The sequence below is a fragment of the Longitalea arenae genome (genome assembly GCF_016924755.1).
In the GTDB taxonomy this organism is placed as follows: domain Bacteria; phylum Bacteroidota; class Bacteroidia; order Chitinophagales; family Chitinophagaceae; genus Niastella; species Niastella arenae.
The window spans coordinates 114751-133375 of record NZ_JAFFJX010000016.1 but is presented as its reverse complement, the minus strand read 5'-3'; the positions used below and the strand labels follow the sequence as shown (position 1 = coordinate 133375).

General features: G+C 43.6%; 19 protein-coding genes. 10 read left to right on the top strand and 9 right to left on the bottom strand.

The annotated features are described in order from the left end of the window. The 3 genes from JT717_RS23855 to JT717_RS23845 form a co-directional block, all read left to right on the top strand. Window positions 1-854: ISAon1 family transposase (locus JT717_RS23855; protein WP_205513550.1), on the top strand; the 854-nt coding region annotated here is incomplete at its 5' end. Window positions 855-1234: 380 nt separating this feature from the next. Beyond that, complete coding sequence (locus JT717_RS23850) at window positions 1235-3184, top strand: TonB-dependent receptor plug domain-containing protein (RefSeq protein WP_205513549.1); 1950 nt, start codon at window positions 1235-1237, stop codon at window positions 3182-3184. After that, window positions 3181-4008 carry a DUF4249 family protein gene (locus JT717_RS23845; protein ID WP_205513548.1) on the top strand — a complete coding sequence of 276 codons (828 nt, stop codon included), beginning with the start codon at window positions 3181-3183 and terminating at the stop codon, window positions 4006-4008. The genes JT717_RS23850 and JT717_RS23845 overlap by 4 nt, the downstream gene beginning before the upstream one ends. Window positions 4009-4067: 59 nt before the next feature. On the opposite strand, the gene JT717_RS23840 is transcribed toward JT717_RS23845, so the two are convergent. The 3 genes from JT717_RS23840 to JT717_RS23830 all read right to left on the bottom strand — a co-directional run bounded on the left by JT717_RS23840 (window position 4068) and on the right by JT717_RS23830 (window position 7388). Beyond that, window positions 4068-5525, bottom strand: coding sequence for a hypothetical protein (locus tag JT717_RS23840; RefSeq protein ID WP_205513547.1), 1458 nt, complete (start codon window positions 5523-5525; stop codon window positions 4068-4070). Between the two features lie 317 nt (window positions 5526-5842). Continuing rightward, window positions 5843-6433 carry a GNAT family N-acetyltransferase gene (locus tag JT717_RS23835; RefSeq protein WP_205513546.1) on the bottom strand — a complete coding sequence of 197 codons (591 nt, stop codon included), beginning with the start codon at window positions 6431-6433 and terminating at the stop codon, window positions 5843-5845. 175 nt (window positions 6434-6608) lie between these two features. Next, window positions 6609-7388: a phytanoyl-CoA dioxygenase family protein gene (locus JT717_RS23830; RefSeq protein ID WP_205513545.1), complete on the bottom strand. Its 780-nt coding sequence runs from the start codon at window positions 7386-7388 to the stop codon at window positions 6609-6611. Window positions 7389-7626: 238 nt separating this feature from the next. Here JT717_RS23830 and JT717_RS23825 point away from each other — a divergent pair, with 238 nt between their 5' ends. Both JT717_RS23825 and JT717_RS23820 read left to right on the top strand, forming a co-directional pair. Further along, window positions 7627-7998 (top strand): hypothetical protein, encoded by a 372-nt coding sequence (locus JT717_RS23825; protein ID WP_205513544.1) that lies wholly within the window; start codon window positions 7627-7629, stop codon window positions 7996-7998. Window positions 7999-8000: 2 nt separating this feature from the next. After that, a complete protein-coding gene (locus JT717_RS23820; protein ID WP_205513543.1) occupies window positions 8001-8924 on the top strand; it encodes an extracellular catalytic domain type 1 short-chain-length polyhydroxyalkanoate depolymerase in 924 nt (307 codons plus the stop codon). A gap of 8 nt (window positions 8925-8932) precedes the next feature. Here JT717_RS23820 and JT717_RS23815 read toward each other — a convergent pair whose 3' ends face one another. Both JT717_RS23815 and JT717_RS23810 read right to left on the bottom strand, forming a co-directional pair. Then, window positions 8933-9697 carry a LytR/AlgR family response regulator transcription factor gene (locus JT717_RS23815; RefSeq protein WP_205513542.1) on the bottom strand — a complete coding sequence of 255 codons (765 nt, stop codon included), beginning with the start codon at window positions 9695-9697 and terminating at the stop codon, window positions 8933-8935. Between the two features lie 4 nt (window positions 9698-9701). Beyond that, window positions 9702-10691 carry a sensor histidine kinase gene (locus JT717_RS23810; RefSeq protein WP_205513541.1) on the bottom strand — a complete coding sequence of 330 codons (990 nt, stop codon included), beginning with the start codon at window positions 10689-10691 and terminating at the stop codon, window positions 9702-9704. A gap of 211 nt (window positions 10692-10902) precedes the next feature. Between JT717_RS23810 and JT717_RS23805 the strand changes: the two genes are divergently transcribed. The 3 genes from JT717_RS23805 to JT717_RS23795 all read left to right on the top strand — a co-directional run bounded on the left by JT717_RS23805 (window position 10903) and on the right by JT717_RS23795 (window position 13838). Then, window positions 10903-11109, top strand: a complete 207-nt coding sequence (locus JT717_RS23805) for a hypothetical protein (protein WP_205513540.1) — start codon at window positions 10903-10905, stop codon at window positions 11107-11109. 280 nt (window positions 11110-11389) lie between these two features. Then, entirely contained in the window at window positions 11390-12805 is a 1416-nt protein-coding gene (locus JT717_RS23800; RefSeq protein ID WP_205513539.1) for an MBOAT family O-acyltransferase, read from the top strand. Window positions 12806-12809: 4 nt separating this feature from the next. After that, window positions 12810-13838 (top strand): hypothetical protein, encoded by a 1029-nt coding sequence (locus JT717_RS23795; protein ID WP_205513538.1) that lies wholly within the window; start codon window positions 12810-12812, stop codon window positions 13836-13838. Window positions 13839-13856: 18 nt separating this feature from the next. Here JT717_RS23795 and JT717_RS23790 read toward each other — a convergent pair whose 3' ends face one another. Beyond that, window positions 13857-14543, bottom strand: coding sequence for an aspartyl/asparaginyl beta-hydroxylase domain-containing protein (locus tag JT717_RS23790; RefSeq protein ID WP_205513537.1), 687 nt, complete (start codon window positions 14541-14543; stop codon window positions 13857-13859). Window positions 14544-14615: 72 nt separating this feature from the next. Here JT717_RS23790 and cysC point away from each other — a divergent pair, with 72 nt between their 5' ends. Beyond that, window positions 14616-15149 carry an adenylyl-sulfate kinase gene (cysC, locus tag JT717_RS23785; protein WP_205513536.1) on the top strand — a complete coding sequence of 178 codons (534 nt, stop codon included), beginning with the start codon at window positions 14616-14618 and terminating at the stop codon, window positions 15147-15149. Here cysC and JT717_RS23780 read toward each other — a convergent pair. The 3 genes from JT717_RS23780 to JT717_RS23770 all read right to left on the bottom strand — a co-directional run bounded on the left by JT717_RS23780 (window position 15107) and on the right by JT717_RS23770 (window position 17472). Beyond that, window positions 15107-16042, bottom strand: a complete 936-nt coding sequence (locus JT717_RS23780) for a sulfotransferase family protein (protein ID WP_205513535.1) — start codon at window positions 16040-16042, stop codon at window positions 15107-15109. The genes cysC and JT717_RS23780 overlap by 43 nt on opposite strands. Window positions 16043-16104: 62 nt before the next feature. After that, complete coding sequence (locus JT717_RS23775) at window positions 16105-17088, bottom strand: aldo/keto reductase (protein WP_205513534.1); 984 nt, start codon at window positions 17086-17088, stop codon at window positions 16105-16107. A gap of 105 nt (window positions 17089-17193) precedes the next feature. Next, entirely contained in the window at window positions 17194-17472 is a 279-nt protein-coding gene (locus JT717_RS23770) for a hypothetical protein (RefSeq protein WP_205513533.1), read from the bottom strand. Between the two features lie 257 nt (window positions 17473-17729). Between JT717_RS23770 and JT717_RS23765 the strand changes: the two genes are divergently transcribed. Further along, a complete protein-coding gene (locus tag JT717_RS23765; RefSeq protein WP_205513532.1) occupies window positions 17730-18569 on the top strand; it encodes an NAD(P)-dependent oxidoreductase in 840 nt (279 codons plus the stop codon). Window positions 18570-18625: the final 56 nt, after the last annotated feature.

Genomic DNA, 18625 nt, shown 5'->3' with positions numbered 1-18625 from the left:
AATGGATGCTTTTTGAGAAGAATATGGGCACTCATTTAAGTATTGATGAGACTGCATTGTCCAATGATGAACTCTACACCGTGGTCACCAATAAAGAAGCCAAAGGTCGTAAAGGCGCCATTGTTGCCATGATCAAAAGCACCCAGGCAGACAAGGTGATCGAAGTATTACAACGCATAAACAAACGATTGAGACAACGGGTGCAAGAGGTGACTTTGGATATGGCAGCTGGTATGCACCTGATTGTCAAACGCTGTTTCCCTTATGCGCACCGGGTCGTAGACCGTTTCCATGTGCAACAACTGGCTACAGAGGCTGTTCAGGAAATCCGTATCAAACACCGCTGGCAGGCTATAGATGAAGAAAATGAGCAAATTGCCCGGGCCAAAAAACAAGGCATTCCTTACATACCTCACTTATTGCCCAATGGCGATTCTCCCAAACAATTACTGGCACGCAGCCGCTACCTGTTATTCAAGCATAAAGATTGTTGGACGCCTTCTCAGAAGCAGCGGGCAACCCTGATGTTTGAGCGTTATCCAGCAATAAAGAATGCCTATGATATGTATATGAAGCTGGCCGACATCTTCCGTTACTGCACCTGTAAAGAGCAGGCGTTTAAACGATTGGCCTTATGGTTCAATGAGGTTGAAGATGCAGGAATTGAATCTTTCAGAACCGTGTACCGCTCCATTGAAACTCACTACGAAAGTATATTGAATTACTTTAATAACAGAAGTACCAACGCTTCTGCCGAATCCTTCAATGCAAAAATTAAAGCCTTTAGATCTTCTGCACGGGGAGTTCGAGACATTAATTTCTTCCTATTCAGACTCCAGAAAATCTATGCTTAACTACCTAATCCCCCAACAATTTGACTTGATCCCCTTTACCTTCGCCCTCTTGCCGGAGGTAGTTATTTTCAACTAACGACTCCAGGTGTTTTTTTAACTGCATTTATGTCTGCATTCATGAAGGGTAAGAACTTCATCTTTTGCCTGCCATGGAAGAAGCGGTGGTAAAGATGGCCTTCTTCACTGATAAACCATTTAAAAATACACGCTCTATAAAACATGCAGCATGGCTACCAATTATCGAAGCGTAATTGTAATTTCACAACAATTTGTCATTAACGTCATCAACTGAATTCTTGAAAACCGGATTAACCTTTACCCTTTCATTGCTCTTCTACAACCTCCTATATGGTCAGTCTGTAGCGGACACGATTAAAAATATGGATACCGTAACAGTATCCAGACAAAAGCAGTTAATTAATGGAGTGAACACGCTTACATTAAGCGCAAAGCAGATAGAATTGGCACCAAAGGTAATGGGGATAGCAGATCCTTTAAAATCAATACGCTTCCTTCCTGGTTTTGGCAATGGCGGCGATGCCAATTCGGGTGTGCAGTACAGAGGGCTTCCGTCAGGAAGCAATGGCTATTTTTACAATGGGGTCCTCGTTCATAACCCAAGCCATCTTTTCGGATTATTCCCTTTATTTAATAATAATGTTGTTGAACACCTGAAGATGTACACGGGCGTTGTTCCCGGAAAGTATTTTGGGAAATTATCCGGCTACATTGATATAAATAGTAACTGGCAGGTCAGAGATACTACCCTTATTAAAGCAGAAGCCTCCCTGGCTCATCTGGGCGTAGGCGCCAGAATTGAACGGGACTCTATTCAGATGATGGAAATATTCTGGAGGAATACCTTTATGAATAAAACACTATGGCCTGTATTAAGTAAAACGGGAAAGGATTTAGAAGGCATGAATTATGACCTGTTCGACTTTAACATGAACGCCAAAAGGGTTTTCAACAAGAATGAGATAAAAGCCTTCTTATACCTGGGTAGAGATAAGGCTATGTTTGATCTGTATGAGCAGAGGGCAAAAAATAGTATGGATTGGGGAAATCTGGTTATGGGCATAACGCATACTGCAGATCTCCGGCAAAACCTGCAATGGGAAAATAATATTGGATACTCAAGGTACAATACCCGCGTTGCATTTGATCTGTATGGCGAAGAGTTCGCGCTATTCAATCATCAAAGAACTTTAAGCATAAATTCCACCCTCGCTTATCGAAAATCGCGCCGCTCGGTGGAAACAGGCTTCCTTTATATGATGGATGATTTAGGCACTACCCTTCAGAATGAGGGACAGCCTGCTCAATCTGGTGGCAATGTCCGGTATAAAAGTAATCAGCATTTATTTAAATATTTTTTGAACGCCAGATCTCCATTGTCGAAAAAAATTCAACTGGAAGGCTCGTTGAATCTTTCTACAGTTTCATCTGTTGAAAGCCCATTTTTTATAAATCCGGCACTTTCAGTATCCTATCTGATGGATGCAAGGAATTCTTTTTTCTGTAGTTTATCGATGGCTTATCAGCCGATACACCAGGTTGGCCTTACAAATATTAACCTGCCCGTTGATTACGTAATTCATGCCAACCGGAATCTTTCTGTTTCAAAGATCCGGGAAGCCTCCGGCGGATATCGTTACGCAGGGGCCAGGATCGAATATAGTATAGATGTTTATTACAGATGGCTGTCTGACTTAAAAGAATTTAATGGGAACATCATCTCTTTAAATGAAAGCAATGATATTGCCAGTGGAATAGAAAATGGTGATGGGGTTACCTACGGAGCCGATTTTTTTGTAAGATTAATCACCACCCGCAATTACTTCACGGTAAACTACTCCTATTCAAGAAGCTTCAGGAAATTTGATGCAATCAATAACGGGCAATGGTATAAATATATTTACGACCGGCCGCATAATTTAAGTATTGTGAATTCCTATAAATTGACTCCGAAAATATCTTTCTCAGTTAGTTTCATGTACAATAGCGGGAGCGCATATACACCCACAGTAGGGATGTATTATTTTGGCAATTCCGTATTGGCGGAGTATGGCGCCAAAAACAGTGCCCGGATGGATGCCTATCACAGGTTGGATGCAGGCGTGAACTGGCTGTTGAAAAAAACCAGTAAATGCAGGCAAACCCTGGGCCTTTCAATTATCAATGTTTACGATCGCTCTAATCCAATTTATATATACCAAAGTTATGACCGGAATTATTTTCAAAATAACAATGCCTTTAAAATGATCCAAAAAGATGGCGCAAGTTTGCCCCTCTTACCTGCACTTACTTACTCATTAGAACTACTATGAAAAAATTACTATTAACAATCATCACAGGTACGGTATTTTCTGCATGCATTAAGGAAGCTGCCCAAAAAGAATTTGACCCTAAGTTTGTAGTTGAAGGTGTTATCGAGCATGGAGCAGTTCCTGTGGTGAAAGTGATGCACAACATACCCACTAACTTTGTTATCGATGAGGAGCAACTCGAAGCGCTTATTGTGCGCTGGGCAACCATAAAGGTCTCTGGCGGAGGAGAAGAGGAAATTCTGACATTGACGCGCAATGATAAGGTTTTTCCTTATTTATTTTATGTTGGTAATTCTCTGAAAGGAAAGGCAGGTCAGAAGTACAAATTGGAAGTCAAATATAACAATGATGTTCTTCTTTCCGAAACAGAGATCCCACTTTATAAGCCTTCAATTAAAGGCGCTTATGAATGGCTTGATCCGGAAAAGGCTCAGCCTGCCGTAAATGTTGACAATGCAAATCCCGAGGCTAATTACCTCCTGTTTACGAAGCTGGATGCTCAACATGACTTCTATGCAACCACTCCCAGAGGAATCAAGGCTATTGATCAGGCGGGCAAACAATTTACTGTATCAATGATGAGGACCCGGTCGATACTGGATTCCATGAACTCTTCCAGGTATTATACAAAAGGTGATACAATAGCAATAAAGGTATCTAACGTTTCCGCAACAAGTTATTCTTTATGGTCTGCTGTTTCGCAACAAGGTCTTGCACTTTCTTTTCTGAACTACTCCTCCGATTTTTCTGGTAATATTGAAGGAAATGGTGCCGGTATCTGGTATGGCGCCAATTCTTCGGTTGACAAGCTGATCATTGAATAAAAATGCCATCACGCTTCGCGTGATGGCATGTCGATATTATCTGCTAAGCGCCAGGCGCCTTAGTGCTCAAATTTCTCCAGCAAAGCTTCGACATCGTCGATCAGATTATCAAAACCTGTTTCTCCAAATACTTCAAAGCTGATTTTTGATTCATCTCCAAATACAAGCAAAGGTTCCACATCATAATAATGTACAGTTGTATTGCCGTATTGGTATACATCATCTTTTAGCTGAAAGGTAACTGCTGCTATTTTCTTCTTTGTTTTTGTGTTTACGACTACTGCAGCAGCGTGCTTGTTTAAAAGACTTGCCAACAACGTATAATACTCTTTTTCATACACTTCACGATCTTTCTCATACTTTTGATAGGCGACCTCGTAAAGGTTATTTGCAGCTTCCCATTTCGCATAATACTCGTTCAACGCTTTCTGGTATTCTTCATAACTGCCGTAGTCATTATAATTAGGATATTTGATGCCTCCGAAATAAGTGTCCCAATTTGGAGAAACAGGCTCTTTGTCGCGGACTGTTTTCAGTTCATTATGCATCGTTTTATAATCAATTTGGGCACCCATCGTTACGTTGCCTGCTGTAAATGTTGTGTTGGCAGAAAGGAACAGATCTAACGTTTCGTCATCTTTCGAATTCACCAGATTGTCATATGACAGCGAACTGAAGTTAGAGTTGGTTTCGAAAGTCATTAAAGTTTCGGCCCCTTTGCCGAAGCTAAATTTAAAACCGGCCAGCTTATTGTCATTCTTCGTTTCCAAATTCGCGGTATATGATCCGAGTGAAAGGTTTACATTAATCAATTGAGGGAGCTTATCCTCATGGTAAGAATAGTTTGAAGACAGCTTCATCACTTCCGAACTGTTAATCGTCATTCTGGCCATTAGCTCGGAGGGCAATTCATAGGTCTCTTCTGTATTTATTTCAACAACATCGTAGTTGCCCGTTTGAGGATTGTACACATAGTCGTATTTCGTACTATTCTCCACATAGGATTTTCCAGAATTCTTATACGTAATAGTCAAGACAGTATTGTTCGTATTTCCATTCTCTGTAGCAGGAAAATGAAATTCAATTTTGTCGTTGGAAGCAGTCCGATCCCACTTTTTTGTAGATTGGTTATAGTTGTAAATTCCAAATGCCTTGCTTAGAATATATGATTTCTTTTCTGTAGTTAGTGTGGATAGCACATGATTTAGGGCTTCTATTTCCTGCGATCCGGCTGTTACTTTTCTAAAGGCATTTACCGTTATGTCTATTTCAGGAGCTTCCAACTTATTGAAGTTTTTTAGTGCTTCTATAGCAGGATTGGAACTTAAATCATCAATTTTTTTAACAAAATCCCGGCCTTCAGACTCCATAAAGGCTTTATTGGCGGTTACACCTTCTTTGTCATAAGGCAATTCGTAAATGGATGGATTGTTTTCCGGATCAGAGTCGTTGGATTTCTTACATGCACTGAATACGATCGGTGCTGCGATCAAGAGCAATACGGTTGTTTTTTTCATAATAAAAGTAAAATTTACAAAAATGGTATCTAAAAGGGGGATAATAAGAATTAAGCTTGAAGGATTTAGTTAGTTATACAACTCAAACTACATTTATAATTCATTAATTAACTGTTATAGACAGTTTTGCTGTTCAATCTGGGGCTAAATACAACCCATCAACGTAATGCCGCATAAATTATTCTTCCCTATGATGTGAAAATTTATGAATACTTATCCTGATCTATATTATCGACAATTACTAACGAGTACCAGGGTAAATCACTCTTGTGTGCAAACTGTGGGGAATGTGAACAATATGGGCGTTAAAGAACGGGTTACAGCTCCCGAGGTTGTCTCACCATTGGATAAACCGGCGGAGCCGATCCAATTTGAATAGTGGCCAATAACTCGAATCCATAACGTTTATACAGCGGAATGTTCCGCGGAGTCGCGGTTTCCAAATATGCGAGTTTATTTTCCTGGTCGCAGCGCGTTAACGCGTGTTGCATGAGCGCCGACCCATGCCCCTTACCCTGGTGACTGGGGTCAACACCGATCATTGGTAAATACCAGTGTGGTTCCGCCGGATGATAGTCTCCCATCTGCTTTAACACAGCAAAAACATTTTCCTGAATCTGCTCAGGAACAGTTTGTTTAAGCAGTGCCTCCATTTCTTCCTCACGTGGATGCACGTTTGGTGGAAGCCACAACGCCACCCCCGAGAAAGCATTAACATAATAAGCAGTGCCCTGTTTAAAAGCATTGCCCGCAAACAGCCCCACCACTTCAGGGAAATAACTTAAATACCGATGAGGATCGGGATAAATAAACCTGGAAAGGGGATCTGTGGCGAATGCCAGCGTAATGACGGCAATCGCTTGTTCCTGATCAGATTTGTTTGCGGATTTGATTGATGTTGTTGTCATGGTCTTACTCAAATTTAATCCATTTCCTAAAAAATATTAAAATGGGAATGCAGCCGGGCAGATCTGTAAAAACCTGTAGCGTTAATTAAGATTGGGTTCAACACATGGCCAGCAGCAGGAGCGAGCAATAAAAGTAAGAAAGCGAGGTGCTTAAAACCCCTCGCTTTCTGTTTCGTCAGGCGCTTATTCCCATTTGTATCGCGGCTTCAACGGGAGACAAATTGCCCGTTTCGCCTTCCCGCATTAAGTCATTCTTAAGTAGTAATGGAGGTTGGGCCAGAAATCGCGGCTCTTTCCCGCTGTGTGCTTGTGCGGCATGTACTAAAAAAGGATGGCACAGATATACAGTACCTGCGTTACCGGTAGCCGTTATCTCGTCCCTTTGTGGCAATAAAGGAAAATGTTCAACCAGCTCTACAAGAGATAAACCACTCTCGCCGTGAGGTTTCAACAAGCGGGCAATGTCCAAATGCGACCCTACCTTTATTCGTGTAGGCGCATCCTTTTCTCCAATATCAGAATAAAGAAATAACATTAATAATGCCCTATTCTTCGAGCGCCAGTTAACCCGCCACTCTAAAAAATTGGTTGGATGATCGCCAAAACTTACATCAACATGCCAACCGGTATCACCAGGATCTACTGCTGATGGAAAACGAACCGGAAAACTGCCCATGCTCCGGCAGGGTATCCATTTGCTTTTTCCAACCAATTGATCGAAGGCAGCATGCAATATTGGGGTATTGGCTGATTGTATAAACGGCGGCTGTGAATACATGCCTAAACGGATAACAGGTTTCGTCCAGCTAGATGGATCGCCGGGATCGGCATCCATATCTTTCCACAAAATACTTCGAACCTCAGCGGCAAGCTCAGGAGGAAATGCATTGTCGATGCGAACGAAACCTTCTTCAATAAACTGTTTTATTTGACTGGAACTCAATACTTCTTCCATAAAATGATAATAAGGATGAATATTAAACAATAGGAAATATATGCGATAGTTATATCACAGCTGAACTGGAAAAGAAGAAGTATTAAAGTGTTGGAGCCATCCTCATGGCTGCAAAATTAGTGAAATTTCATTCACTATACCTGCGACTTTTCATCCTCCGTTTTGTCCTTTTTATCCGTTTTTCCCCACACCACGCCCTCTGTTCCACGTCAGATTCGCACAAAAAAATAAACTCAATATGAAACCATCACGCAGATTCTTGTTATTGGCCCTGGCAGTAAGCCTTTCCATGATTACAAATGCCCAATCGAAACTTAGCGATGAGCGCAAAAAAGAATTACAGTCAAAGTACGAAGAGTACAAAGTAAAGCTCAACCTCACCCAAGCCCAGGAAGAAAAAGTAAAAGCCATCAATACAACCTATTTCGAGGGACTGGCTTCACTAAAAGAATCTGGCGGCTCCAAACTTTCCAAGCTGAAAGCTTATCGTAAGATGAACGATGAAAAAGACCGGCAGATGAAAGCGGTGTTAGATGCAAGCCAGTACGAGACGTACAAAAAAATGCAGAAAGAAATGCGTGCGGAACTTAAAAACAGTAGAAAACAGTAAGCATGAAAACAATCGTTGACATCATTGCAGGAATTTCACTGTTTTGGATGGCCACCGGATGTGGTAAAGACACGGCGCCGCCGCCCAGGCATTTTCAGGCATCCATAACAGTAAATGGACTTCACCGCAGCTATATTGTAAACCTGCCACCGGCTTACTATTCCGACACCATTAGGGCCTATCCCATGGTGATCGCCCTGCACGGCACTGGTGGCAGCGCATCCCAGTTCGAGCGGGATTATGAATTTTCGGAAAAAGCAGACGCATCGGGCTTTGTGGCAGTTTATCCCAATGGCGTTGCGAGTAATGGCGTATTGCATTTGCGTTCCTGGAATGCCGGCAGCTGCTGTGATTTCGCCATGAAAAATGGCATAGATGATGTATCGTTCATTAGCCAGTTGATAGATAAAATGACCCGTACTTACCTTATCGATCCCAAACGTGTATACGTAACGGGCATGTCGAACGGAGGTATGATGACCTACCGCCTGGCTGCCGAGCTGTCAAATAAAATAGCCGCTATTGCGCCGGTAAGCGCATCGATGGTGTACACAGCCCCGGCCCATCAGCCAGGTCCCATGCCGATCCTTCATTTGCATTCGGCACTGGACAGAATAGTTCCCTATTATGGCGGCAGCAATGCATTGGGTTATTATTTTCCACCAATCGATTCTGTGTTGAATGGCTGGGCCATTCGCAATAACTGTTTACCCAATGCAAGGGTGGTAGTAGATAATGCGCAGTATAAGCAGCTTGAGTGGACAAACGCCCAGGGCAATGTGCTTATTTCGCATTATGTAACTCAGGATGGCGGGCATGCCTGGCCGGGTGGCAAACAGGTACGATCCAGGGCCGACATACCTTCACAGGTTATCAATGCAAACGATCTCATCTGGTCCTTCTTCCAGCGATTCAAATTGGAATAAGACTGTATTCACCGTTGCATCCATGCCATTAACTCCGGGGCTTTCATCTTGCTGATGATGATCTGCTCCGGAGTTTCAATATTTAATTTCAACACCAGCCTCCGGTTAAAGAAATGCTCGGCCATTACTACCGCATCGCGGTTTACCAGGTATTGGCGGTTCGCCCTGAAGAATTGATAAGGGTCGAGTTGAGGCTCCAGTTCGTCGAGCACTTCATTGATCTGGAAGCTTTGTTTGTTTTTTGTATACACTTTTACGTTGCCGCCTGCAGAATGGATAAAAGCAATATCGGCCGTCTTTACAGGAATGATCTTCTCATTACTGAACACCAGCAAACCACTTTTATAACCGGTTTGCAATTTTGCGAGAACAGCTTCCAGTTGTCCATAATCGACGCCCTGCCTTGGCGCCATCCACTGTTTCATCAGCTCGTATTTGCGAAGGCTGGCAGCCAGTTTATCTTCATCTACCGGCTTCAACAGGTAATCGATACCATAAGAACTGAAAGCATCTATGGCATAACTGTCGAATGCAGTGCAGAAAATGACGGGACAACATATTTGCACGGTCTGAAAGATCTCGAAGCTCAATCCATCGGCCAGTTCTATATCCGACAGGATCAGTTGCGGAGATGGGTTGTTATTTAACCAATCAACAGCCGCCTTTACAGAAGGCACCATGCCCACCACGCTCAGCTTCTCGTCAAGCCGCTGGATCATTTCTTTCAACTCCCGGCCTGTTTTTGCTTCATCTTCTATGATCAGTATATTCATAGTGTTATGTTAACAGGGGAATACGTACGGTAAAATGGGTACCGGTCTCTTCCACTATAATATCCAGCCCCGCGAGTAAGCGGTACCGTTCCCGGATATTGTTCAACCCGCTGCCCTGGCTATCCCGCACCTTGTTTTTTTTCTGTATCGAATTGGTTACTGTGAGCCACCCTTTGTCATTTGTGTTTATACTGATCCTGAGTGGGGCATCGGCCGTGGCCACATTGTGTTTCACGGCATTCTCTACCAGCAACTGCAAGCTGGCGGGTGGAAGCCGTTTCTTCAGGTCGCTGCCGGCAATATTGATCTCAGTGATCAACGCATCTTCAAACCGTTCATTTAATATATGCAGGTAAGCCTGCGTAAAATCAAGTTCCGCCTTTAGTACCACCAGGTCGGCCATACGGTTATTCAGTAAATACCGGTACACGTCAGACAAGTTTTGAATAAATTCCCGGGGCGCTTTTTCGTGCAGCATACTTCGCAATGTACCCAGGGAATTAAAGAGGAAATGCGGGCTCACCTGCTCCTGTAAGAGGCTTAGCCTGGCCTGCAGGTTTTCTTTTTTCAGTCGTTCGTTTTCCAGTTCAGCCTGCCGGCCGATGGCCGACATGCGGAACAGGTATGCTATAAAAAATAAGAACCCGCCTACCACAATCCCGCGCATGAAAAGCACAAAATATACGGCACGCATGTTGGCAAAAGCGCCCATACGATGCTGCACCTCGCTAAAAGGCCGGGTAATGGTGAATGACAAGAGCGAAATGAGTATACAACCTGCAATGGCCAGCACAGCCTTCCATCCATAACCCGATGGTTTGCGCCATTGCAATAGAAATTGTATCAGCAACCAGCTGAGAAACGCATTTATAACCGAAGAAGAAAATGTGAGCACCGATGACCGCATATCTTCCCGGTTCAACCGCAGCACATAGCCCATCAATGCTATAAAAAATGATATGATCAGTCCCGTGGCCGGGTAATACTTCTTCATACTACAAACATACCAAATCGTGTGGCGGAAAGGCATAGTGCGGTATGAAGCTGACAATATGAGCTATGAAAGCACCACAGGCCGGCTTCCCCCTTAATTAAACTATTGGCAAAACCTCTCATGATCAGCCTATTACCAACTTGTACGCCGGTGGGGAGATGCTTAGCACCTGCTGGTAAGATATTTGATAGCAATCCTATAAACCAGCATTATGAAAAAGTACAGTTTCTGCATAGCCCTGGCTTGTCTGCTCGCTTGTAATAGTAACAATGAAGAAACGAAAGAAGCGCCCGGGGCCATTGAAAACACTACCCAGCACCCCAATGGAATTACCGGCGGATCGGTGATCAGCCGCGATACCGGCGCAATGGTGACTGACAGCATGCATCCCCGTGACAGTATGCCGCCCCGGAAATAGGAATTCGACGGTGGTCCCAACACAATTCATCGCTCAATGATGGATGGCAGAATCATGTATTTCCAATGATGAAAGGGCGTAAAGACATTTTATGGCCGTTCATGAACCATTTAATGCCATTCAGACCGGCCGCTGCTGCCTCCATCCAACTTGCATAGTTAAAACCCATAATATAATATCCAGCTAACCGCTCTGGCGCCTTTCCTCTATCTGAACTGGGCAAAACCTAATAATATTTCTCAAATTTGCGCCATCTTAGTACTCAAACTGTAATTGCTTAGTGTTATTTAACTCGTTCGAATTCTTATTATTCCTGCCAACCGTCTTTATCCTGTATTGGTTCGTTTTCAACAGATCCGTACGCTGGCAGAATCTCCTGGTTTTGCTGGCCAGCTATTTCTTTTATGGCTGGTGGAGCTGGCAATTTTTGATCTTATTAGGCGCCAGCACCTTGCTCGATTACCTGTATGGTTTCGCTGTTGCTTCTCCCAATAAAAAAAAAGCCAAACTCTTTTTGTGGTTGAGCATCATTAATAACCTTGGCATACTGGCCGTTTTTAAGTACTATAATTTTTTCGTTACTCAATTTCAGCAGGCATTTGAATTACTCAGCCTTCATTTCAATCCGGTTCTCTTACAGGTTGCAATACCTATTGGCATTTCGTTCTATACCTTTCATGGTATGTCGTACATATTCGACATTTACAGGCAGCAACAGCAACCGGTCAAAAACTTTGTAGATTACGCGGTATTTGTATCCTTTTTTCCATTACTGGTGGCAGGTCCCATTGAAAGAGCCAATCATCTGCTCCCCCAGATCCAGCGAAAAAGATCTTTTGATTATATGCAGGCCGTTGTAGGCTGTCGCCTGATCTTATGGGGCCTGTTCAAAAAAGTGGTCATAGCTGATAGTCTTGCCGCTATTGCAGATAATATCTTCAGCAATTACCAGGATCAAAACACGGTCTCCCTGATCATTGGCGCCATTGCTTTTTCCTTTCAGATCTATGGCGACTTTAGCGGCTATTCCGACATTGCCCTGGGCACGGCCCGGCTCTTTGGATTTGAATTGTTAAGCAATTTCAGGTTTCCTTATTTCTCCCGTGACATTGCGGAGTTCTGGCGCCGCTGGCATATCTCTCTTTCTTCCTGGTTCAGAGATTATGTATACATCCCGCTCGGCGGCTCTAAACAAGGGACATTGAAAGCGGTAAGAAATACCTTTATTATTTTCCTCATCAGCGGCTTTTGGCATGGCGCCAGCTGGAATTTTATTGCCTGGGGATTTATTCATGCCTGTGGCTTTTTACCATTGCTTTTGCTGGGCCGTAACCGGAGACATAGTTCTGATGTAGTGGCGCAATACGGCAAATACCCAAGCCTGAAAGAATGCTGGCAAATGGGAACCACCTTTGCCTTTGTAAGTGTTGCCTGGGTATTCTTCCGCGCTCATGACATGAAGCAGGCGCTGGGATATTTAAAAGGCATTATCACCAATTATAAACAGCCGCTTGCATGTAATCCTACGCTGTTTTACTATATTATTCCCTTGTTAGCCGGCGACTGGTGGTTACGGCGGGATGAGCGCAATTTAAAAATGCCCAGGAAATATAAAAGCATCATTTACATTATTGTAGCGATCTCAATAATATTCTACTTCGGCAAAAAGACCAACTTTATCTACTTTCAGTTTTAAGCTAATGAACAAGTTTTTAATCAAAATAATCAAATACCTGCTGCTGGTAACAGGCTTATCAGGGCTTATCATTTTCTTATTCATTTCAATAAAACCTCCTTACTTTCTCGGCGCACCTGCATTGGATTATTACTATTGCAGCTACCAGTATGATCAGATCAATAAGAAAACCGAATTTAAAAATATAATAATCGGCGACTCTCGGGGAAACGCTTCTATCAATCCCAATCTGCTCGGCGAACAATGGGTTAATTTATCTATTCCCGGAAGCGATTTTCTGGAAGGTTACATTACCTTAAAAAGGTACCTGCTGCACAATAGAGTAGATACCGTAGTTATGGTATATGGGTTGAACTATATAGCCGAAAACTCACCCTATTTTACCCAACGCACCATCCCCTTCCGGTTTTTAACCTATCAAGAATTGCAGAACCTTGAGCTTGTTGAAAAAAAGTATAACTATGTATTCCATGGCAATGCAACAAAAAGCTCGTTTAACCTGCAATGGCAGCAATTCGACAGAAAACTGAAATACCTGCATTTCCCGTTCTCTTATCGGGAGACATTTATTGATGGGCTCAATAATTTATTTAGCTCACAGACTGAGGTCCGTGTAAAAAAGGAAAAGATCATAAAACAGTTAAGAGATCACCGGGGCTATATGAACTTTGGGGAAGCTGACAGCAATAATACAGATGGGGTAAACCCTGATTACCACTATAACCCGAAACCGATCAATCAATATTATTTAAACTTACTAATGGATCTTGCAGCTGAAAAAAAGATAACTGTGTTCCTGGCCATCGCCCCTATGAACCAGGCTTCCTTCGCCTCTTATACCAACTCCAAACTTGAATCATCCGTAAATGCCTATTTTGAAAAATTACAGCATCAACATACCGGATTATTCATTGTAAAAGACCCGCTTGGCCTGCCTAATTCTCTTTTTGGCGATCCCTACCATTTGAATAAAAAAGGAACATTAGTCTTTTCCGAAACGATCAGGAAGAAGCTGAATGGCAAGACCCAATAGACCGAAAAACGGACCCTCTCATTTCTCTGCTTCCTTCAGCTGCCGCTCCAGTTCATTGGCCAGGTCAGCCGCTGCACCGCCGGCCTGCCTTCTCAGTTCATTGATCGTTTGAAGGATCTTGTGCTTATCGCGTAAAAAAAGCTCTTTTTCGCTTAGCGCTGCCTTGGCAATGGCATCATTGAAAACCCCGCTTAGCCATTCATTTACTTTACAATCAACAACCAGGTGGATCCTGTTAGTGTTTCCCTTGTTGGCCAGCCGGTGCGGCAAATTGGCATTGATATACCAGCATTCGCCTTCCTGCATCTGTAGCCTTTCGTTGTCGAGGTAGAATTCAACCAAAGGATTGGTAAAAATGGGAAAGTGCAGCCGGACCTCACCCTTTTCGTAATATAGTTCCTTGTCGGTATGCTCTTTGATCACCGCTCCTGCCTGCAGGTTCAATAAGCGGGCCGATAATTTCTCACATTGCAGGCTGGATAACAGTGAGCGAACGGATGGACACTGTTCTAATAACGGGGTGTCTGCAAACGCTTCATTATTTAGTGATTCAGCAAATGTGTTCAGTCCACCACCTGGCGAACGGAACGATAACACATCCCACCTGCCTTCATACTCTTTTTTGTTCAAATGTGGAATCCAGTATCCTGATTGCAGCTTTTCAACTTCTTTTTGAATACTTTTGACTGCAACAGGAATTTTCAACAACGCATGTTTTATGATGCTCATGTTGATAAAACTACAAAGATTTCCTGAATTCGTTTATTGACCAGTGCTATGATCATACAATTGACCGGACTTTCAGGGGCAGGAAAAACCACCCTCGTGGAAGGGGTAAGATCCCTGCTGGAAAAACATGCATTGAAAATTGAGATCATTGACGGAGATGCATACCGAAAAACCCTTTGCAAGGACCTGGGTTATTCGAAGGAGGACAGAATGGAAAATATCCGAAGGCTTGGTAAGGCAGCCTGGGCATTAAAAGATAAGGCAGATATCGTCCTGATTGCCGCCATCAATCCCTTTGAAGCCACCAGGAATGAGCTAACCAATAATTACAGAACAAAAACAGTATGGATCAAATGCGATATTCCGGTGCTCATCAAAAGAGATACCAAAGGACTGTATAAGCGGGCGTTATTAAACGACGATCACCCGGATAAGATCTTTAATCTCACCGGTGTAAATGACATTTATGAAATTCCGGCAAAACCTGATCTGGTCATAGATACCAGCAGCGAAACTGCTGAGCAGTCTGTTCAAAAATTCTATGAATTCCTTATTTCCTCCAGGGCTTCATACTTCTCATAAGCCGCCCTGCAATAAGCAGGTACCGGGTCACGGATCGCTTCTTCAGCAAATACCCGCTCGGGGTACTTTGCATGATACAGGGCACGGCTTTTAATTTTTTCCATTTCAGCTGCGCCGATGGGAGCACCCGAAGCGGCTGCTATCTTTTCTACCATCGCCACCGGACCTTCATTATAATTGATTGGAATAGCCAGCTTATCTTTTTCCAATATATCGATAAAGGCCTGTAAATATTTCTCCAGTAAGCTGCCTATATATTCGTCCATGCTCAACTGCTGTACTTCATTTTCGGTAAATCCCAGCAAGGCAGGATCGATCAACCCGGGTACCGCATGCATTCCCCGTTGTTTCTGTTGTGATCTTATCACTTCATCGGGCCTGCGATACAGTAATATAAAAGGCGTTTTGGGATATAATTCTCTGAGCTGTTTGTAAAAGAAGATATGCCAGCTATCCGTCTTTATAAATAAGCATTGTTTTTCATTATTAGCAGGTGCATAAAAAGCCATTGCAGCCTTCAGCATTTTATGACCCATTTTTTCTGACCGCAACAATGCATCGAAAAAAGGGACTTCTGACAGCACTATATTTTTTGGGTCTACAGCCAGTAGCTGGGAAGCCAGCGTAGAGCCGCACCTTGATACATGGAAGATGAACGCAGATGGAGGAATGCTCTCGATGTCATTTGACCATAACGGCAAAATGTCTGTACTGCTAATGCTTTTCTGCCTGCGGTAATTTAACTGGCGCAATTTGCTGATGGTGTCGCCAAAAAACGGCTCCGTAAATGATTGTCCGCCCGTGTACAGCCATTCACAGTACGTGCGGCCTTCATCATAGGAAAGCTTATACGGTATCCAGTTTGCCAGCGCCGATGATATAGTGGCGTCCATGTACAATTATTTTGCCTGGCAGCCGGAATTTTAAAAGCACCAGCAACCAGGTTCTGTTATTTTTAATAAACGCCTCTTATTTGTGGCTTTATCTTTTGATCGTATAATGCACGAAGCTTTTTATGGGTAACCTCCCCTAAGGGCGCCAGAGAAGAAGCGGCGACGTTGCTCTGTACCTGGCTGAGTTTGGTGGCTCCCGGGATTACAGTCGTTATAGCCGGATGATCCAGTATCCAGCGGATAGCCTGGGTGGCAAAATTTCCTTCGGGCAGCAGCGCTTTTATTTGTTCGGCCAGCACAACGCCGTTTTGGAATGATACGCCTGAGAATGTTTCACCCACGTTAAAGGATGCGCCATCTGCATTATAATGGCGGTGGTCATTGCTTGCAAATGTGGTTTGTGCATTGAACTTCCCGGTTAGCAGTCCGCTTGCCAAAGGCACCCGGGCTATCAGCGCTACCTGCTGCTGTTGCGCTTTCGCAAAAAATGTATCGGCCAGGTGCTGGCGGAAAAGATTGAAGATGATCTGTAAAGAAGCAACGTCTTTATGTTCCAGGCAAATAAATGCTTCTTCAGCTGTTTCTACACTTACGCCAAAATGTTTTATAAGTCCTTCACTTTGCAATTTTCGCAAATGATCGAACACTTTACCTTTCCGTAATTCTTCGGTAGGTATGCAATGCAGCTGCTCAAGAAATAACTGATCAACACCTATATGTTTCAACGAATCTTCTACATGGCGTTTTATCGCATCATAGGTAAAGTTCTGTGGCCAGCCGTTGTTACCGTCGTGGCGCCGCCCCAGCTTGGTTGCTACAAATATTTCCTTGTCTGTTGATCGTAAAAATTCGCCGATATACCGCTCGCTAACTCCCATTCCGTAAACATCTGCCGTATCTATAAAATTTCCACCGGCATCAACATAGGCCTGCAAGATCTCAAACGCCAGCCTTTTATCTACCTGCCCCCAGTCGGCGCTGCCCAATTGCCACGTGCCAAGCCCCACCTCTGCAATCTTTGTACCTTTAAAATCCCTGTAATGCATCGTAGTATCAGTTAAAATTAGATTCTACCGCTAAAGATACCTTCTTTTTGAAGGGCAACAAAAAAGGCCCGCAATTGCAGGCCTGATTCGTCTTTGTGAGTATCATTACTTCTTGCGCTTGACTTTTATTCCCAGGACATACTGCTCATAGATCAAATTCATGATCGTTTGTTCTTCCACCTCAATGAGTGAAGCGATCCGAAAAGCATCTTTGAACGTAAACTTTTCCGGATATTTTATTAGTTTACCGAAGGTTTGATGGTGCATGCCCAGGTCCTGGGCAATGACCGTTTTAGGTACGGTCTCCAGGATCTCTGAAAAGCTTTTGATAAATCCGGCTGTTATCAGCTTTTTTACCGTGTTGTAGCGCTTATCCTTCGGCATTATACAAATTAAGCGTCGTACCGCAACAACTGATCAAAATAGTCAGCCAATTACCTAAGAAACGTCATTGCATGACTATAAATAGTATGGTTTTGACATTTCTCTATTCATTTCCATACTTTTTTTACTTCAATTCGACCAATAAGTTAGCGCCGGGTTTCACCATGCGGGTTAACTGTGTTGGCAGCTTCGGCGATCCATTTAAAAAGTTGGCCGCTTGTTTTCCTAAAATCCCCAATCTTTGCAAAAACATCATCATGAAAGCATTTTTAGGAATGGGGTTATTGGGGTCAAATTTTGTGCAGGCGATGCTCAGAAGGGGAGAATTCGTGCATGTTTGGAACCGGACCGCTTCAAAAGCACAGGCATTGGAAAAAGCGGGCGCCAGGGCATTTACCCAGGTGCAGGATGCGGTACGGGGCGCCACCGAAATACATCTTACCCTGAAGGACGATACCGCTGTTGATGAAGTGTTAATGGCCGCCGAACCAGCACTTCACCCCGGTGCTATTATCATTGATCACACTACCACTTCTAAAGAAGGCGCCATAAAAAGAACCCGGGTATGGAAAGAAAAAGGATTTACGTTTCAACATGCGCCTGTATTTATGGGACCGGCCAACGCGCTTGACGGAACCGGCTTTATGTTACTATCGGGCGACGAAAAAATAATCAGCGACCTTACACCTTCGCTCGAGAAGATGACCGGAAAACTTCTTTATTTCGGTGCCGAAGTTGGCAAAGCCGCCGCTATGAAGCTGGCCGGTAATGCTTTTCTCGTATGCTTAACCGCCGGCTTAAAAGACACACTCACATTATCGAAAGCGCTTGGTGTTTCCCTGGAAGATCTTTTGACCCTGTTCGGCTCCTGGAACCCGGGGGCACTTGTAACGGCCCGGCTGCAACGCATGACCGGCGCCGACCATTCGCAACCTTCCTGGGAATTGAACATGGCGCGGAAAGACACGCAATTATTCATTGACGCCACCCAACAAAGCGGCGACCAGCTGCTGCTGATGCCGGCCATTGCCGCCCTGATGGATGAATGGATCAATAAAGGATTTGGCGGTCATGACTGGACGATCATAGGAAAATAAGAAGGATTGGATGGAACATACTTGTAAAGGTCGCTCAAATAGGCGACCTTTAAGTT